Source organism: Streptococcus sp. 10824 (assembly GCF_013276595.1).
GTDB lineage: Bacteria > Bacillota > Bacilli > Lactobacillales > Streptococcaceae > Streptococcus > Streptococcus pseudopneumoniae.
In genome coordinates, this window is sequence record NZ_VMLH01000067.1 from 1 (window position 1) to 16,471 (window position 16,471).

Below are 16,471 nucleotides of genomic sequence, written 5' to 3' on the forward strand. Positions count from 1 at the left end.
CATATATACGGCAAGGCGAAGCTGACGTGGTTTGAAGAGATCTTCGAAGAGTATTAACTCTCACCTATTTATGCAAAGGAATCTTATGGAAGTTTATTTTTCAGGAACCATTGAACGGATTATTTTTGAAAATCCCAGCAATTTTTATCGTATCCTCCTCCTAGAAATCGACGATACAGACGCAGAGGATTTTGATGATTTTGAAATCATTGTCACGGGCACTATGGCTGATGTGATTGAGGGAGAAGACTATACTTTTTGGGGACAAATTGTCCAGCACTCCAAGTATGGGGAGCAACTGCAAATCAGTCGTTATGAACGCGCAAAACCAACTAGTAAAGGGCTGGTTAAGTACTTTTCAAGTAGCCATTTCAAGGGAATTGGTCTCAAGACAGCTCAGAAAATCGTGGATACCTATGGTGACAATACCATTGACGAAATTTTGCAACACCCAGAAAAGTTAGAAGGCATCGCAGGACTATCTGCCAAAAATCGTGAGGCTTTCGTCTCCACTCTCCGTCTCAACTACGGAACGGAGATGGTTTTGGCTAAACTAGCCAACTACGGCATTCCCAATAAACTAGCCTTTCAGATTCAAGACTTTTACAAGGAAGAAACCCTTGATGTTGTTGAAAATTATCCCTACCAGCTGGTCGAGGATATTAAAGGCTTGGGCTTTACCATTGCTGACCAACTAGCTGAAGAACTAGGCATCGAAAGTCAGGCTCCTGAACGCTTCCGTGCCGGTCTAGTTCATAGTCTTTTTCAGGCCTGTATGGAAACAGGGGACACCTATGTTGAAGCACGGGATTTGCTGGAACAAACCCTTACTCTCCTTGAGTCTTCCCGTCCCGTGGAACTGGATCCCAGCCAAGTGGCCCAAGAACTCTCCTACCTGATCGAAGAAGACAAGGTTCAGCAGATTGATACCAAGATTTTTGACAACAGCCTCTTTTTCGCTGAGGAAGGCATCCGCAGTCACTTGGTCCGTATCCTTGAAAAAGGAAAACAGAAGAGCCAAGATTTAGAAACCATTCAAAAACATATCGCCACTGTCGAGGAAGAACTGGGGATTGAGTACGATAACATTCAAAAACAGGCGATCTGCGACGCTATCCAGAACAAGGTCTTTATCCTGACAGGTGGACCTGGTACTGGTAAGACAACTGTTATCAATGGTATCATCACTGTTTATGCCCTTTTAGAAGGACTTGACCTCAGGAAAAAAAGCAACCTACCTATTCTTCTTGCCGCTCCAACTGGACGAGCAGCTCGCCGCATGAATGAATTGACAGGCTTGCCTAGCGCGACCATACACCGTCATTTAGGAATGACAAGTGATGATGATACCAGTCATCTGGAAGATTATCTGGATGCTGACTTCATCATCGTAGATGAATTTTCCATGGTGGATACTTGGCTGGCCAATCAACTCTTCTCCAACATCTCTTCTAACAGTAAGATTCTCATCGTGGGAGATAGCGATCAGCTACCGTCTGTCAGCCCTGGACAAGTTCTAGCTGACCTCCTTCATATTCCTTTAATTCCTCAGACTCGCTTGGAAAAAATTTACCGGCAAAGCGAAGAATCAACCATCGTCACCCTAGCTAGTCAGATTCGACAGGGCATCCTGCCAGCTGATTTCACCCAGAAAAAAGCAGACCGTTCCTACTTTGAAATTGCTAGTGGCCATATTCCTGCTACCATTGAAAAGATCTTAGGCGCTGCCCTCAGAAGTGGCATCCCTGCCCGTGATATCCAAGTTCTGGCTCCCATGTACCGAGGGACTGCAGGGATTGATTCCATCAACCAGCTCATGCAAGACCTTCTCAATCCACCACAAAAAGACCAACTCAGTTTTGAAGCTCCCCAGTGCCACTATCGTAAGGGAGACAAGGTCATTCATTTGGTCAACGATGCTGAAATCAATGTCTTTAATGGAGATTTGGGAGCCATCACAGACCTGATTCCTGGTAAATACACCGAGTCGAAACAAGACGAGATTGTCATTGATTTTGATGGCAACGAAGTCTCTTACCCACGTAACGAATGGTACAAGATTCGCCTAGCCTATGCCATGAGTATCCATAAGTCTCAGGGAAGTGAGTTTCCTGTTGTCATCCTACCTATCACCAGTGCTAGTAGGCGTATGCTGGAGCGCAATCTCATCTATACAGCCATTACACGCGCCAAAAGCAAGCTTATCTTACTAGGCGAATTACAGGCCTTCGACTATGCCACCCAGCATATCGGAACTGCCCGAAAAACCTATCTGATTGAACGCTTCAGTGATTTATTGGAAACTGTTGAAGAAAAGCAACCAGCTATCTCTGAAACAACCACATCAAGTATCTCTGAACAATCCTACATCCTAACCGAAGAAAATTGGGACAGCATCCCAGCCATGATTGGGATTACAGATGCAGACCTCAAAGAGATTTTTGGAAAATAGTGCATCAGAAAACCCACCAATTCAGGTGGGATTTTTGTTTATTAAGATTATTTAACTGTTGCTGTGCTTGTGATCAATTCAACAGCTTTTTTGATTGTGATATCATGTTTCAACATATCAGCTGAAAGCAAGCTTTGTACTTGAGCAACTTCCATGTTGTAGTCTGTTGCCAATTGCTCGATTTCTTTTTGGATTTCTTCTTCTGAAGCGTCAAATCCTTCAGCTTTGGCAACTGCTTCGATAACAAGGTTAGTCTTAGTACGTGACTCAGCTTCTGCTTGGTATTGTTTGTGAAGGTCTTCTTGAGTAGTTCCAGTGATTTGGAAGTACATGTCAGGGTTGATACCTTGACGTTGCAAGTTTCCAAGGAATTCGTTTACTGAGCGGTGAACTTCTTCGTGAATCATTTCTTCTGGAAGTTCTACGATTTCAGCGTTTTCTACAGCTTTATCAATTGCTGCACCTTCAACTGCATCTTTGTAAGCTTCTTCTTTAGCAGCAGCCAATTCCTTACGGTATTTTTCTTTCAATTCAGCAAGTGTTTCAACTTCTTCGTCGATGTCTTTTGCAAGCTCATCGTCAAGAGCTGGAACTTCTTTAGCTTTTACTTCGTGGATAGTTGTCACGAATTTAGCTTCTTTACCTGCAAGGTCTTCTGCTTGGTAGTCTTCTGGGAATGTTACAACGACATCAACAGTTTCACCAGCTGAGTGACCTACCAATTGGTCTTCGAAACCAGGGATGAATTGACCTGAACCAAGTCCAAGTGAGAAGTTTTCACCTTTTCCGCCATCAAATTCAACACCGTCGATAGAACCAACGAAGTCAATGACAACAGTGTCGCCGTTTTCAGCAGCAGCTTCTTTGATAACCAATTCAGCCAAGTTGTTGCGTTCGCGTTCGATACGCTCTTCAACGTCAGCATCAGTTACTTCTTTTTCTACATCTACTGATACTTCAAGGTTTTTGTAGTCACCCAATTTTACTTCAGGTTTTGTAACAACTTCAGCAGTGATAACCCAGTCTTGACCTTTTTCCATTGAAGTTACGTCAATTTTTGGTTGAGCAACCACTTCAAGACCAGCTTCTTTTACAGCTGCTTCATAAGCATTTGGCAAAAGAGCGTTCATAACATCTTGGTAAAGTGACTCTTCACCAAATTTTTTGTCGAAGATAGGGCGTGGAAGGTGACCTTTACGGAAACCTGGAACATTAAGAGATTTCTTCACTGAGTTGAAGACACGGTCCAATTCTGGTTTGATTTGGTCTTGAGAGATAGTGAAAGTCAAGACACCACGGTTTGTTTCTTTGTTTTCAAATGATACAGACATTCTGTCATTTCTCCTTAAAATTTTTTAAATACAGTCTATTATAACATTTTCTATAAATAAAATCTAGACTAATGCAGACAATTATAGACAACAAGCCTTTTTGCTAACTAAATGAAAGTTCTATAATGAAGTTAGTCACCCAGCCCTCCTAAAAATTAGATGTTTTAACTAGCTGATAGCTAGCCCTCTATTTCATTTGATAAGATGCTTGATGCTGTTAGGCTGACAAGCCAAGGCTAAGATTAGCCTTGGTTTAGCTGACAAAACTGCTTCAAGGGTTCCTCTTGTCAAATGAAAGCAAAATAATTGCCCTCAATCTCACCATTTTTTTTGGGACATAATCACTTTCGATTGACAGTTTGTTCTACACTTTCAAGGATGGAATAGACATCAAAAAGAACCCTGCTTTTCTGAAAAAGAGGTCTTCTTGCTAAGTTTATACTCAATGAAAATCAAAGAGCAAACTAGGAAGCTAGCCACAGGTTGCTCAAAGCACCGCTTTGAGTTTGCAGATAAAACTGACGAAGTCAGCTCATACTAGACTAAAATAAAAAAGCATTATATAGTAGTAATATGAAATCAACTAAAGAAGAAATCCAAGCTATCAAAACACTTTTAAAAGACTCTAGTACAGCTAAATATCATAAACGCCTTCAAATCGTTCTATTTCGTCTGATGGGTAAATCTTATAAAGAGATTATAGAGCTTTTAGACTGTAATCAAACAACGATTTGGCCAACTGTAAAAAAATATGAGGAGTTCGGACTCGATTCTCTCCTTAAAGAAACACGTGGTTGTCGTAACCATGCATATATGACAATTGAGGAAGAGAAAGCCTTTATTGCCCGTCATTTGAAGGCTGCAGAGGCAGGAGAATTTGTTACAATTGATGCCTTATTTCAGGCTTATACAAAGGAGTTAGGTCCTTCCTACACATGTGATGCCTTTTATCAACTCTTGAAGCGCCATGGTTGGCGAAATATTAGGCCACGTCCAGAACATCCCAAGAAAGCAGACGTTCAAACCATTGTCGCGTCTAAAAATAAAATCTCAATTCAAGAAGACAAGAAAGCGCTTTAAAACCAGTAGGCATTTTCGTAAGGTTCGCTTGATGTACCAAGATGAGGCTGGTTTCGGTAGAATCAGTAAACTGGGATTTTGTTGGGCTCCAATGGGAGTAGGTCCACATGTCCATAGTCACTATATACGAGAATTTCGCTATTGTTACGGAGCTGTTGATGCCCATACAGGCGAATCATTTTTCTTAATCGCTGGTGGATGTCATACTGAGTGGATGAACGCCTTTTTAGAAGAGCTTTCACAAGCTTATCCAGATGATTATCTTTTACTCGTTATGGACAATGCCATATGGCATAAATCAAGTACCTTAAAGATTCCGACTAATATTGGTTTTACCTTTATTCCTCCATACACACCAGAGATGAACCCCATTGAACAAGTGTGGAAAGAGATTCGTAAACGTGGATTTAAGAATAAAGCCTTTCGAACTTTGAAAGATGTCATGAATCAACTTCAAGATGTTATACAAGGACTGGAGAAGGAGGTGATAACGTCCATCGTTAATCGGAGATGGACTAGAATGCTTTTTGAAAGTAGATGAGTATTAAAACATGGTTTTGAGGTTGTAGATAGAACTGACGAAGTCAGTAACCATATATACGGCAAGGCGACGCTGACGTGGTTTGAAGAGATTTTCGAAGAGTAGCAAAATGGAAAAAGGAGTGAGTGAAGTACATCGCCTCCCCACTCCTTTTTCTGTTTTTAGGCTGTTTTTTCAACCTTCAAGATTTTTACATCATAGCTACCAACAGGCGTTTCAATGGTTGCTGTATCACCTGTTTTCTTGCCAATCAAGGCTTGTCCAATTGGGCTTTCATTTGAAACTTTACCTGCAAAGGCATCCGCACCCGCTGAACCTACGATAATATAAACTTCTTCTTCGTCCTCACCAATTTCTTGGATGGTGACTGTTTTACCAATCGCTACTTCGTCCTGGGCAACTGCGTCGCTATTGACGATTTCAGCATAGCGGATTTTTGTTTCTAAGCTAGAGATTTGTCCTTCGACAAAGGCTTGTTCATCCTTAGCTGCTTCGTACTCACTGTTTTCTGAAAGGTCACCGTATGAACGGGCAATCTTAATGCGTTCTACCACTTCTGGTCGACGAACCAATTTCAATTCTTCTAATTCTTTTTCAAGTTTTTCCTTTTCCTCAAGGGTCATAGGATATGTTTTTTCTGCCATTTTTCTCAACTTTCTTCTAATAATATTTTCTAAAGAAAATTATGTGAAGTATCACATAATTTTAGTTTGTTTGGTTTAATTTGCTGTTGACATGTTCAGCGACATTGCGATCGTGGTCTTCTTGATTATTAGCATAGTAGACCTTGCCTTCTGTGACATCTGCTACAAAGTAGAGGTTATCGCTCTTAGTTTGATTGATGCTTGACTCAAGCGCATCCAGACTTGGACTATCGACTGGACCAGGCATGAGACCTACATTTTTATAAACATTATAAGGTGAATCAATGTTGGTATCAATCGCAACATCCTCAGCTAAGCTGATATTTTGCCCCAGTTTTCCTTGGGCATACAAGATTGCAATATTACTTTGAAGTGGCATATCACGATTCAAACGATTGTAGAATACACCTGCAATGAGCTTACGATCTTCTGTCTTGGCACCTTCTTTTTCGACCAAGGAAGCAATGGTCAACAACTCATTGACAGTCAAGTTTTTAGATTTGATAGTACTATAGTAAGGAGATAGGTTCTTATCCATAGCAGCTAACATCTCATCAATCAAGCTCTCAACAGTTGTGCTTTCCTTGATAGAGTATGTAGCTGGGAAAAGGTATCCTTCCAAACGATAACGAGCCCCACTTTCCTTTGTAGGCAAGCTTTCCAATAAAGTAGGATATTTGGCTACTGCTTGACTGATAAACGTCTCATCTTGAACTTTTGCTAGGAAAGCATCCGCTGTCAAAGGCTCTTTGAAGTCACCTTGCAATTGACCTACCGCTTGAGCAATCTGATCCAAAGTATAACCTTCTGGAATTGTCAAAGTCGCAAGGACAGGTTCTTGTGGTTCATCTGTTCCACCTTTTTGCAACTCTTTGAGTAAGTCTTCTGTACTCATACTCTTTTGCAAATTGTAGTAACCCGCTTTCAAATCGGTATAATTTTTATACTTGGCATAAAAGCTAAAAATCAGACCATGCTTTACCAAACCAGCTTTTTCAAGCGTCGTACCGATTTCTTGAACGTTTGAACCTTCTGGAATTCCAACAGTCACATATTTCTTAGAATTAGCATCGATAGGTAATAAAGAATCTAGCACGTACTGGTAACCAAAGTAGCCACCTGCTGAGAGCAAGGCAAGGAATACAAGGAATGAAATCACAAAAGCTTTCACATGTGACTTCTTCTCTTTCTTAGACTTAACGGGTTTTGCTCCTTCTCTACGGCTACGACGTGGTGTATCGCTGATGATATCCACTGTTTCTGTAGCAGGCGTAGGTGTTTCTGGACCTGCTTGTTCTGCTTTTTTCTCTGCCGTCTTATAGGAAACAGCTACCCTTGTTGGGGTTTCATTGTATTCTCTTTCAAGTTTCTTAGGTCTAATAGGTCCTGGTCCTGGTCTTGAACCACTTTCTTCCGCTGGAGAGGAAGGTACATCTTGACTTGGATGACTTGGAACACCAGGAGTTTCTCTTTGAATCTCATCTGCTGGAGAAGCTGGTACATCTTGACTTGGGTGAGTCGGCACGGTAGGAGCTTTTCTCATAATCTCCTCTACCGTTGACAAGGAATCAGCCATGAGTTCTTCAGCTGAAGGTTCATTTGCAGGAGTGCGAACTACTGCCTCATCTTCTTTCAGAACTTCATCATAGCCTTTTACTTTTTCTAAATCTCTCAGAATCTGCTCTTTAAAGCTTAATTTCTCTTCTTCTCTTGACTTTTCACTCAAAAGTTTTTCCTCCTTGTTGACAATCCATAATATTATATCTTAAAAGTCCAAGAAAAGCAACCTATGATGCTTTTCCTAGCTTATTTTTTCATTTCCCAGACCATATCATACCAGGTTTCCCCTGCAAAGGTTGACTGGGACTGGCCTTCGTTGACAAATCCATGCTTTTCATAGTAGGCAATAAGATAGTCATGACAGGTTAGATTAATGCCATCTCTCTCATATTCAAGAGCAACTTCTTTCAAGGCTGTTAGCAATTTCTGACCCAGTCCGAGTCCCTGTGCCTCCTTGGCAATAGACAGACAGGTCACAGAGATATAGCCCCCCGACCCATGGCTATGGTCTTCTATCTCTTCTGTAAAAGACTGGTCTTGCAGATGGCGATGGGGGCCAACTGGTCCTTCTATATAACCCATAATCCTACCCTCTTTTTCAGCAACCAGAAAAGAGGTCTGAATTTCTCGCAAATGTGCCTCAAAGACAGAGCGAGGAATGGCTTCTTCGACCGAAAAATTTTCAAATTCAAGTTCAACAATCCGATCCAAATCTTCTAATCTTGCTTTCCTGATTTTCATTGTGCCTCCAGATAATAGGGATTAAACCAAATCATACTAAAACCCTGGCTAGTTTCATAAAGGGAAGTTTCTTCATCAATAAAACCGTTCATTTCAAAATAGGAAAGCAGCTCATCAGGACTCTCCAAACAAATCCCTTTGTAATCCAGCTCAACTGCCACCTCTTTCAAAGCCGCAAGAAGAAGTGTTCCCAATCCTTGTCTCTGATGGTCAGACTCAATGACTAAAGAATCTACTTTTAGACATTGCGGATTGTCTGACTGAGGACTTGATAGAATATAGCCTAAAAGTTGGTTTTCATCCCTAGCTAGAAGAAAGGTATCCGCACACTTACGGATACTTTCTTCTAAGATATGGGAAGGTTGCTGCTTTTCAGCTGGAAAAGACGAGGCCTGAAGTGCCTCTATCTCAGGCAAATCAGACTTGCTTGCCTGAATAATCTTAATTGGAATTTCCATGGGAGCATCCTATTGAACATTGCTTGTCAAGTTAGACAAGAGTCGCTCAAATGAGTATTCATAGGTTTGGATATCTCCTGCTCCCATAAAGACGTAAACAGCATTGTCATGGTCTAGGAGAGGAGAAACATTTTCAACAGTAATGACTTGGTGTTTCTTGTTGATTTTATTAGCTAGGTCTTCTACCTTAACATCACCATGGTCTACCTCACGAGCAGATCCATAAATTTGGGCTAGGTAAACAGCATCCGCTTGGTTTAAAGCGTGGGCAAAGTCATCTAACAAGGCAATGGTTCTTGTAAAGGTATGCGGTTGGAAGACCGCTACAATTTCCTTGCTTGGGTATTTCTGACGAGCCGCATCCAAGGTCGCAATAATTTCTGTTGGATGGTGGGCAAAGTCATCGATAATCACTGTGTCATTGACAATTTTCTCAGTGAAACGACGCTTAACACCGGCAAATGTTTTCAAGTGCTCACGCACCAAGTTCAAATCAAATCCTGCTGTGTAAAGAAGACCAATAACGGCTGTCGCATTCATGATATTGTGACGACCAAAGGTTGGGATGTGGAATTGACCCAATTCTTGTCCACGGAAATGAACAGTGAAGGTTGAACCAGTTGTTGAACGAAGAAGATCACTAGCTACAAAATCATTGCCTTCTACTTCAAAACCATAATAATAAATTGGTGCATCAGACGTAATTTTACGCAATTCTGCATCTTCACCATAGACAAAAAGACCCTTGGTAATTTGTTTGGCATAGTCGTTAAAGGCATTGAAAACATCCTCTAGACTTGTGAAATAGTCTGGATGGTCAAAGTCAATGTTGGTGATAATAGAGTATTCTGGGTGGTAAGGCATGAAATGGCGCTCATATTCGTCAGATTCAAAGACAAAATATTTGGCATTGGCCGAACCACGACCGGTCCCATCCCCAATCAAGAAGCTGGTATCTGTGATGTGAGACAAGACATGAGACAACATACCTGTCGTTGAAGTTTTTCCATGTGCTCCTGCTACTCCCATGCTAACAAAGTCACGCATAAAGCTTCCTAGGAACTCATGGTAACGTTTGTAGCTGATACCATTTTGGTCTGCATAGGCAATTTCGACGTTGTTATCTGGACGAAAGGCATTTCCAGCGATAATTTCCATATCACCGTCTAGATTCTTTTCATCAAAAGGAAGAATGGTAATTCCTGCCTGCTCAAGACCTCGTTGGGTAAAGTAGTATTTTTCAACATCTGATCCCTGTACCTTGTGCCCCATTTGGTGCAACATCAAGGCCAAGGCACTCATCCCTGATCCCTTAATCCCGATAAAATGATATGTCTTTGGCATGTTTTCTCCCCTATTCTGTCATTCTGGTCAGATTCAACTCTTGGGCAACCCGACGTTCTTGTTCTGTTTGTTTACTTTTTTTATTGTATATTTGGCTCTTCTTTAGAAAATCATAGTTGTTTTTCTTTGGAGCAGGTGCTGATACTTCTTCATTCTTGGTAGGGATAGAATGAACTTCTTCTGCCAAGATGTAATGAGACTGGGTCAATTTTTGACTATATTTGACAAATTCACCAGGATTTTCCTTTTGGAAAGGCGCTGTCGGTTGATTGCCCTGTCTAACAAGGCCTGATTTAGAATGACGTCTCGCACGGCTGAAATCCTGAGTTAGATAGTTAGCAGAGCGTTTCTTTTTCAAGTCCGCACGCGCTTCTTCACGCGCCACCTCCGCATAGCTCTTTCCTTCTTTTTTAACCCCTAAAGGAGCTTTTTTAGGTTTCTCGACTTGCTTTTCAATCGGTTTTACTGGTTTTTCTTCAGCAATAGGAGCCCATTCTAAATAATTTTTATCTCGATACTCACCCTTGATATTACTGATCAGATCAGACTCATCATACAAGTTCATGACTGGCATTTCAGTCAACATGACCTCGTCATCTGACACCAATGGAAATCGTTCTTGTTTCATTTTCTATTTCCTTTCAACACTTCATTATAGCGTATTGTCTTGATTTTTCAAGTGCTGGCTTCAGAAATCCCCAAAATTTCTCTAATTTCTGCTAGGCTGAGACTGCCACGTGACTCTGTTCCATCCAACACTTGTGACACCAGATGTTTCTTTTGTTCTTGGAGTTCCTGAATTTTTTCTTCAATGGTTCCCCTGGTCACTAAGCGATAAACCTCAACCGTTTCTTCCTGACCCATCCGATGGGCACGGCCAATAGCTTGCGCTTCCACCGCAGGATTCCACCAAAGGTCAACCAAGATAACCGTATCAGCACCTGTCAGATTCAGACCGACACCACCAGCCTTGAGGGAAATCAGAAAGGCATCTCTTTCCCCTTGATTAAAGGCCTTGGTCATGTCTTGTCTTTCCTTGGCTGGGGTTGAACCCGTAATTTTAAAAGATGTCATGCCCAAGTCTGGCAGTTCTTGTTCAATTCTCTCCAACATTCCCTTGAACTGAGAGAAAATCAAGACACGGTGTCCGCCGTCTGCCACTTGTACCAGTAGGTCTCGGAGACTATCTAGTTTACCGCTGGCTCCCTGATAATCTTCCATAAACAGGGCAGGAGTGTCACATATTTGACGCAAGCGCATCAAACCAGATAAAATTTCCACACGACTTCGCTGAAATTCCTGTTCTGACACTTGAGCCAGATGGTCTCGCATCTGTTGTAACTGGGCAAGGTAAATAGCCTTTTGCTGGTCTTCCAGTTCATTTTTATAAACCACCTCAATCAAGTCTGGCAATTCAGTCAGAACTTCTTCTTTCTTGCGTCGCATCACGAAAGGCTTGATAAACTGAGCCACTCGCTCTGCTGGCAATTTCATAAATTCTTTCTTGCTTGGCAAAAGTCCGGGCATGACGATTTGGAAAATAGACCACAACTCACCCAGATGGTTTTCAATCGGAGTTCCTGACAAGGCAAAGACCGACGGCACCACAAATTGTCTCAAGGTCTGGGCAATCTTGGTCTGGGCATTTTTCATGACCTGAGCCTCATCTAAGAAAAGGAAGTCAAAGGCCATCCCCTGATAAAACTCACTGTCCTGACGGAAGGTGGCATAGCTCGTCACATAGATTTGATGGCTCTCGGCAAGAATCTCCTCACGACTTGCTTTCAAACCATGAACAACAGCCACATCCAACTGTGGAGCAAATTTCTGAAACTCATCTGCCCAGTTGTAAATCAAACCTGACGGAGCGAGAATCAAAACCCGACTTTCTTTTGTCACTTGACTAGTCAAAAAAGCAATGGTCTGAAGGGTTTTCCCAAGTCCCATATCATCAGCCAAAATCCCACCAAAACCATAATGATGGAGCATCTGCAACCAGCCAATTCCCTTTTCCTGATAATCTCGCAAGTCAGCCTGAACCTGAGTTGCTTGCAAAGGAAAGTCCTCTGGATGCGTCAAATCCTGGGCCAGATTCTGGAATTCTTGTGAAAAAGAAACACGGTCTCGCCCTTCAAAGAGATGAGCTAAACTGTAGGTCAAGGATTTCCGAGCCTGCAAGGTCCCATCTTTTAATTCAAATTGCCCCAGTTCCTGTAGATTTTGGCGAATGTTCTTGGTTTCTTCATCGAAAAAGTAGACTTGATTGGACGAATCAATATAAAAATCTTGATTGGCAACCAAGGCCTGCATGGCTTGGTCGATTTCCTCCTGGGCAATATCTTGAAAATCAAACTGGATTTCCAAGAGACCTCCCTTGGAGGCAATCTGCACCTGAGGACTCGCTAGGCTATAAAGCTCTTCTAGTTTATCTGATAGGTCAACATGCCCGAGTTTTTCAAAGACTGGAATGATATCATGAAAAAAATGATAGACAGACTCCGCTTTTAAGGCCTGACGCCAAGATTGAAAATCGGCTTCAAAGCCCGCAGCCAAACAGACCTGGAAAATTCTTTCTTCTAAGTCCGTGTCACTTGAAAATGGTAATTCTTCTAGCTCTTGTCGGCTAGATACCTGTCTATTTCCATAATCAAACTGAATTTCTAAACGAATCCGATTATCTTCTTCCCTGTCAAAGTAAAAAGAGGGCGCAAAAGTTTTGATTTGTAGACGTTCTGGAGCTGAAACGGTACCCATCTGGATAAAAAGAGTCAGACAGGAGGCCAATTTGTCTCGATCACTGCTATCAAATTGCAGGTATTTCTTTCCTTGTTGACCCACAGGTAACACTTTAATTTCCTTGAGAAGACGCATCTGCTGGTCTGTTAAAAAATAAACCTGACCTTTATGGAAAAGTACTGCTCCCTGATAAAAGACATTGACCCTAGGACTCTCACTGATTTCCATTTCAAAATAGTCCGAGTATTCTGTTACTGTAAAGGCAAATAGATTGGCATCAGCATGCATATCCTGAAAAAGCAGGGTTTGGTAGCTATCCACTTGATGGTCAAATTGAAAATGGGGCAAGGCCATCAGTAAATTCACACCCTGCTCAAAAAAGGTCAGAGGGAAAAAGAGGTGCCGACCCTGGTTTTGGAAAAAGAGGTCTGGAACCAGCCCTTCCTCCGTTAGTCCGTGCAAGAAAGTCAAAAGTTCTTGGCTGGCATCATCAAAAGCTTCCCAAGAAAGAGACTCCTCATAAATCTTGCCAATCATATACGACTTTCTCTGCTCGACAATCCTTAAAAAAAGTGGAATATCCCGAATGACATAGTATTTTTGGCTATTGATTTGGCCGATTCTCAGAGTCCACAAGATATGATTGGTTCCTGCTTCCACCTGACCCACAGCTGATAACTCATAGGCGCATTCTGATTTTGGAGATAAAATTCGATCCAAAAACTTGCCACCCAAGGTCACCTTGGTTTCAACGGCCTCTTTTTCTTCATGACCTTCTTCCAGACTCCACAAGATTTCCTGACCACGCTCATCATTTTTCAGAAAATGCTCTAGCGCTGCCAAATGCACACAGTAGCCCCTCTTTTGAAAAAAATTACAGGCACAAAAAACCAAATCATCCTCTAAACTATAGCGCAGTTCTTCTTCTGCAACGCGAGCATAGAGCCGATTGTTCTTTTCCTTGATGATATCAACCTTACCAGTTTCATAAAGGGCAACACCTTCGATACGAACTTTCCTCGGAATCAATTTAGCCATATTTTCACCTTTACCTTATCTTTTTATTATACCATATTTTCGCCTATGAAAATAGCCTTCTAGGAAGACTTTTCTCCTAGAAGGATGGATTTTTAACGTTTGGCAAAAGTAGCCACAATCCGCTGACAGACTTCTTGCAACAGAGATTTGGGCATGGCTATATTGATGCGGGCATGGAGACTTCCTTCCTCTCCAAAATCCAAACCACGGTTAAGGATAACCTTGGCTTCATTTCTCAACAACTCTTGCAATGTTTCATCAGTCAGGTCATAGGCTGAAAAGTCAAGCCAAATCAAGTAGGTACCTTGCGGTTTCATGACCTTGATTTTAGTCTCTTTTCCAAATAGATCCACCACATAATTGATGTGATCTTCAAAGACTTGCTTGAGTTCCTCTAGCCAATCTTTACCGTATCGATAGGCAGCTTCTGTCGCCAAATAACCCAAGCCTGAAATTTCATGCTGATTATTGGCCAACAGGCGTTTCTGGAAAGCCAGTCTCAACTTAGGATTTTCAATGACTGCATAGGAATTTTTTGTCCCAGCAATATTAAAGGTTTTAGTGGCACTGGTCAAGACGATAGCAAATTCTTTAAAGTCAGGGTTGACAGTATTGAAAGACTGGTGTTTGTGACCAAAGAGGGCCAAATCTTGGTGAATCTCATCTGAAACTAACAAAACACCGTGTTTTTGGCAGAGTTTGCCAATCTTCTCCAACACTTCCTTTTCCCAAACACGTCCACCAGGATTGTGAGGGTTGCAGAGAATATAAAGTTTGACATCCTCTTCCACCAAATCCTTTTCAAGTTGGTCAAAGTCAATCTCAAACAGACCATCCTTTTCCACCAAAGAATTGGTAATCAATCTGCGGTTGTTCAACTTGACACTGCGAGCAAAAGGTGGATAGACAGGCGTGTTAATCAAAACCGCTTCGCCTTCTTTTGTGAAAGCTTGAATAGCTGTTGAGATGGCAGGTACAACGCCCTCGATAAAGACAAGAGCCTCTTTGTCAAAGTGATAACCGTGTTGTGTGGCTTCCCACTTTTGAACTTCCTTAATTAACTCTTCACTGGCATAGGTATAGCCATAGACCAATTGATCAGCGTAAGTCTGCACAGCTTGGCGGATTTCAGGCAAGACTACAAAGTCCATATCTGCTATCCAAGCTGGTAGAACTTCACTATCCGTTTCTGTTTCTTTCCATTTATAGGTATGATGCCCTAAACGATTGGGCAGGCTTGTAAAATCATATTTTCCCATCTTTATCTTATCCTTCCAAGGCTTGGCGCAAATCTGCAATCAAATCTCTAGCATCCTCAATCCCAATCGACAAGCGCAAGAGGTCATCTGTCAAACCGTAAGAATGGCGCACTTCTGCTGGAATATCAGCGTGGGTTTGTGTCGTTGGATAAGTAATAAGACTTTCTACACCACCCAAACTTTCCGCAAAAGAGAAGACCTTAAGACTGTTCAAAATATGTGGAATGCGCGTTTCATCGGCTACTTTAAAGGAAATCATGCCCCCACGACCAGTGTAGAGAACTTCCTTAACTATTGGAGAATCCTTCAAAAAGGCAACCACTTCTTGGGCATTGGCTGTTGAGCGCTCCATACGAAGAGACAAGGTCTTGAGACCACGAAGCAACTGGTAGCTGTCAAATGGAGACAAGACTGCCCCTGTCGTATTGAGATTGTAAAAGAGCTTCTCGTATAGTTCTAAACTATTGGTTACAACCACTCCAGCCAAGACATCATTGTGGCCTGCTAGATACTTGGTTGCTGAATGGAGAACCATATCTGCTCCATCTTCAATCGGACGTTGGTAGATAGGGCTATAGAAGGTATTGTCCACCACCACTTTGGCACCCTTAGCATGAGCCAATTTTGCTAGTTTTTCGATATCAAATTCCAACATTAAGGGATTGGTTGGGGTTTCGATATAGAGAACATCCACATCCTTTTCTAACTCGGCAATCAACTCTTCTTCTGTATTGGCATAGGTAAAATGGAAACGACCTTCCTGCTCCACTTGGTTAAACCAGCGAAAAGAACCACCGTAAAGATCACGCACTGCCAAGACCTTACTTCCTACTGGAAAGACGCTAAAGGCCAGTACAATAGCTGACATCCCTGAGCTAGTCGCTAGGGCATAGTCTGCTGACTCAATAGCCGCCAAGACTTCCTCAGCCTTACTACGAGTTGGATTTTTAGTGCGCGTATAGTCAAACCCAGTAGATCGACCAAACTCTGGATGCTGATAGGTCGTTGAAAAATGGAGCGGTGTCACCAATGCACCTGTCGCTTCATCTGACTTAATGCCCGCCTGGGCCAAAATTGTGTTAATGTGTAATTCCTTGCTCATACAATACCTCCAAATCTATAGTAACTATTGTACCACTTATTTTCATCAACTCATTTTCTTCTTTTCAAGAGCTAGCTATAGTTTCAAACTATAGACTTATACTCTTCGAAAATCTCTTCAAACCACGTCAGCGTCGCCTTACCGTATATATGTTACTGACTTCGTCAGTTCTATCTGCAACCTCA

12 protein-coding genes are annotated in these 16,471 nt (G+C 41.9%); 2 read left to right on the forward strand and 10 right to left on the reverse strand.

Annotation, left to right across the window (positions count from 1 at the left end; all coding sequences use genetic code 11):
- Positions 1–85 precede the first annotated feature (85 nt).
- Positions 86–2,452 carry an ATP-dependent RecD-like DNA helicase gene (locus HT701_RS06405; RefSeq protein WP_119946832.1) on the forward strand — a complete coding sequence of 789 codons (2,367 nt, stop codon included), beginning with the start codon at positions 86–88 and terminating at the stop codon, positions 2,450–2,452.
- 47 nt (positions 2,453–2,499) lie between these two features.
- Here HT701_RS06405 and tig read toward each other — a convergent pair whose 3' ends face one another.
- A complete protein-coding gene (gene tig / locus HT701_RS06410) occupies positions 2,500–3,783 on the reverse strand; it encodes a trigger factor (protein WP_119919924.1) in 1,284 nt (427 codons plus the stop codon).
- A 573-nt stretch (positions 3,784–4,356) separates the two neighbouring features.
- On the opposite strand from tig, the gene HT701_RS06415 reads away from it, so the two are divergent.
- Positions 4,357–5,404, forward strand: a protein-coding gene (locus HT701_RS06415; RefSeq protein ID WP_148255720.1) for an IS630 family transposase whose coding sequence is annotated in 2 segments (ribosomal slippage) — positions 4,357–4,853 and positions 4,852–5,404 — 1,050 coding nt in all. Because the reading frame shifts where the segments join, the coding sequence is not laid out codon by codon here.
- Between the two features lie 161 nt (positions 5,405–5,565).
- On the opposite strand, the gene greA is transcribed toward HT701_RS06415, so the two are convergent.
- The 9 genes from greA to HT701_RS06460 form a co-directional block, all read right to left on the reverse strand.
- On the reverse strand, positions 5,566–6,048 hold the full coding sequence (gene greA / locus HT701_RS06420) for a transcription elongation factor GreA (RefSeq protein WP_000818760.1): 483 nt from the start codon (positions 6,046–6,048) through the stop codon (positions 5,566–5,568).
- Between the two features lie 61 nt (positions 6,049–6,109).
- Positions 6,110–7,774, reverse strand: coding sequence for an endolytic transglycosylase MltG (gene mltG, locus HT701_RS06425; RefSeq protein WP_172921757.1), 1,665 nt, complete (start codon positions 7,772–7,774; stop codon positions 6,110–6,112).
- A gap of 80 nt (positions 7,775–7,854) precedes the next feature.
- A complete protein-coding gene (locus HT701_RS06430; protein WP_100104442.1) occupies positions 7,855–8,349 on the reverse strand; it encodes an N-acetyltransferase in 495 nt (164 codons plus the stop codon).
- Positions 8,346–8,807: a GNAT family N-acetyltransferase gene (locus tag HT701_RS06435; RefSeq protein WP_050223027.1), complete on the reverse strand. Its 462-nt coding sequence runs from the start codon at positions 8,805–8,807 to the stop codon at positions 8,346–8,348. The genes HT701_RS06430 and HT701_RS06435 overlap by 4 nt, the downstream gene beginning before the upstream one ends.
- A 9-nt stretch (positions 8,808–8,816) precedes the next feature.
- On the reverse strand, positions 8,817–10,151 hold the full coding sequence (gene murC / locus HT701_RS06440; protein WP_050223026.1) for a UDP-N-acetylmuramate--L-alanine ligase: 1,335 nt from the start codon (positions 10,149–10,151) through the stop codon (positions 8,817–8,819).
- A 10-nt stretch (positions 10,152–10,161) separates the two neighbouring features.
- The gene (locus HT701_RS06445) at positions 10,162–10,779 is read right to left on the reverse strand and encodes a hypothetical protein (protein ID WP_023937204.1); all 618 of its coding nucleotides are present in this window, start codon (positions 10,777–10,779) and stop codon (positions 10,162–10,164) included.
- A gap of 47 nt (positions 10,780–10,826) precedes the next feature.
- Entirely contained in the window at positions 10,827–13,925 is a 3,099-nt protein-coding gene (locus HT701_RS06450) for a DEAD/DEAH box helicase (protein ID WP_172931330.1), read from the reverse strand.
- Positions 13,926–14,017: 92 nt separating this feature from the next.
- On the reverse strand, positions 14,018–15,184 hold the full coding sequence (locus HT701_RS06455; RefSeq protein ID WP_172931331.1) for a MalY/PatB family protein: 1,167 nt from the start codon (positions 15,182–15,184) through the stop codon (positions 14,018–14,020).
- A 7-nt stretch (positions 15,185–15,191) separates the two neighbouring features.
- Positions 15,192–16,286, reverse strand: coding sequence for a cystathionine gamma-synthase (locus HT701_RS06460; protein WP_172931332.1), 1,095 nt, complete (start codon positions 16,284–16,286; stop codon positions 15,192–15,194).
- Positions 16,287–16,471 lie beyond the last annotated feature (185 nt).

What these genes read in the sequence shown, in the direction of transcription:
- HT701_RS06455 (WP_172931331.1), bottom strand. Translation starts at nt 15,184, where the DNA reads ATGGGAAAATATGATTTTACAAGCCTGCCCAATCGTTTAGGGCATCAT.
- HT701_RS06405 (WP_119946832.1), top strand. Translation starts at nt 86, where the DNA reads ATGGAAGTTTATTTTTCAGGAACCATTGAACGGATTATTTTTGAAAAT.
- HT701_RS06460 (WP_172931332.1), bottom strand. Translation starts at nt 16,286, where the DNA reads ATGAGCAAGGAATTACACATTAACACAATTTTGGCCCAGGCGGGCATT.
- tig (WP_119919924.1), bottom strand. Translation starts at nt 3,783, where the DNA reads ATGTCTGTATCATTTGAAAACAAAGAAACAAACCGTGGTGTCTTGACT.
- murC (WP_050223026.1), bottom strand. Translation starts at nt 10,151, where the DNA reads ATGCCAAAGACATATCATTTTATCGGGATTAAGGGATCAGGGATGAGT.
- HT701_RS06450 (WP_172931330.1), bottom strand. Translation starts at nt 13,925, where the DNA reads ATGGCTAAATTGATTCCGAGGAAAGTTCGTATCGAAGGTGTTGCCCTT.
- HT701_RS06445 (WP_023937204.1), bottom strand. Translation starts at nt 10,779, where the DNA reads ATGAAACAAGAACGATTTCCATTGGTGTCAGATGACGAGGTCATGTTG.
- greA (WP_000818760.1), bottom strand. Translation starts at nt 6,048, where the DNA reads ATGGCAGAAAAAACATATCCTATGACCCTTGAGGAAAAGGAAAAACTT.
- HT701_RS06430 (WP_100104442.1), bottom strand. Translation starts at nt 8,349, where the DNA reads ATGAAAATCAGGAAAGCAAGATTAGAAGATTTGGATCGGATTGTTGAA.
- HT701_RS06435 (WP_050223027.1), bottom strand. Translation starts at nt 8,807, where the DNA reads ATGGAAATTCCAATTAAGATTATTCAGGCAAGCAAGTCTGATTTGCCT.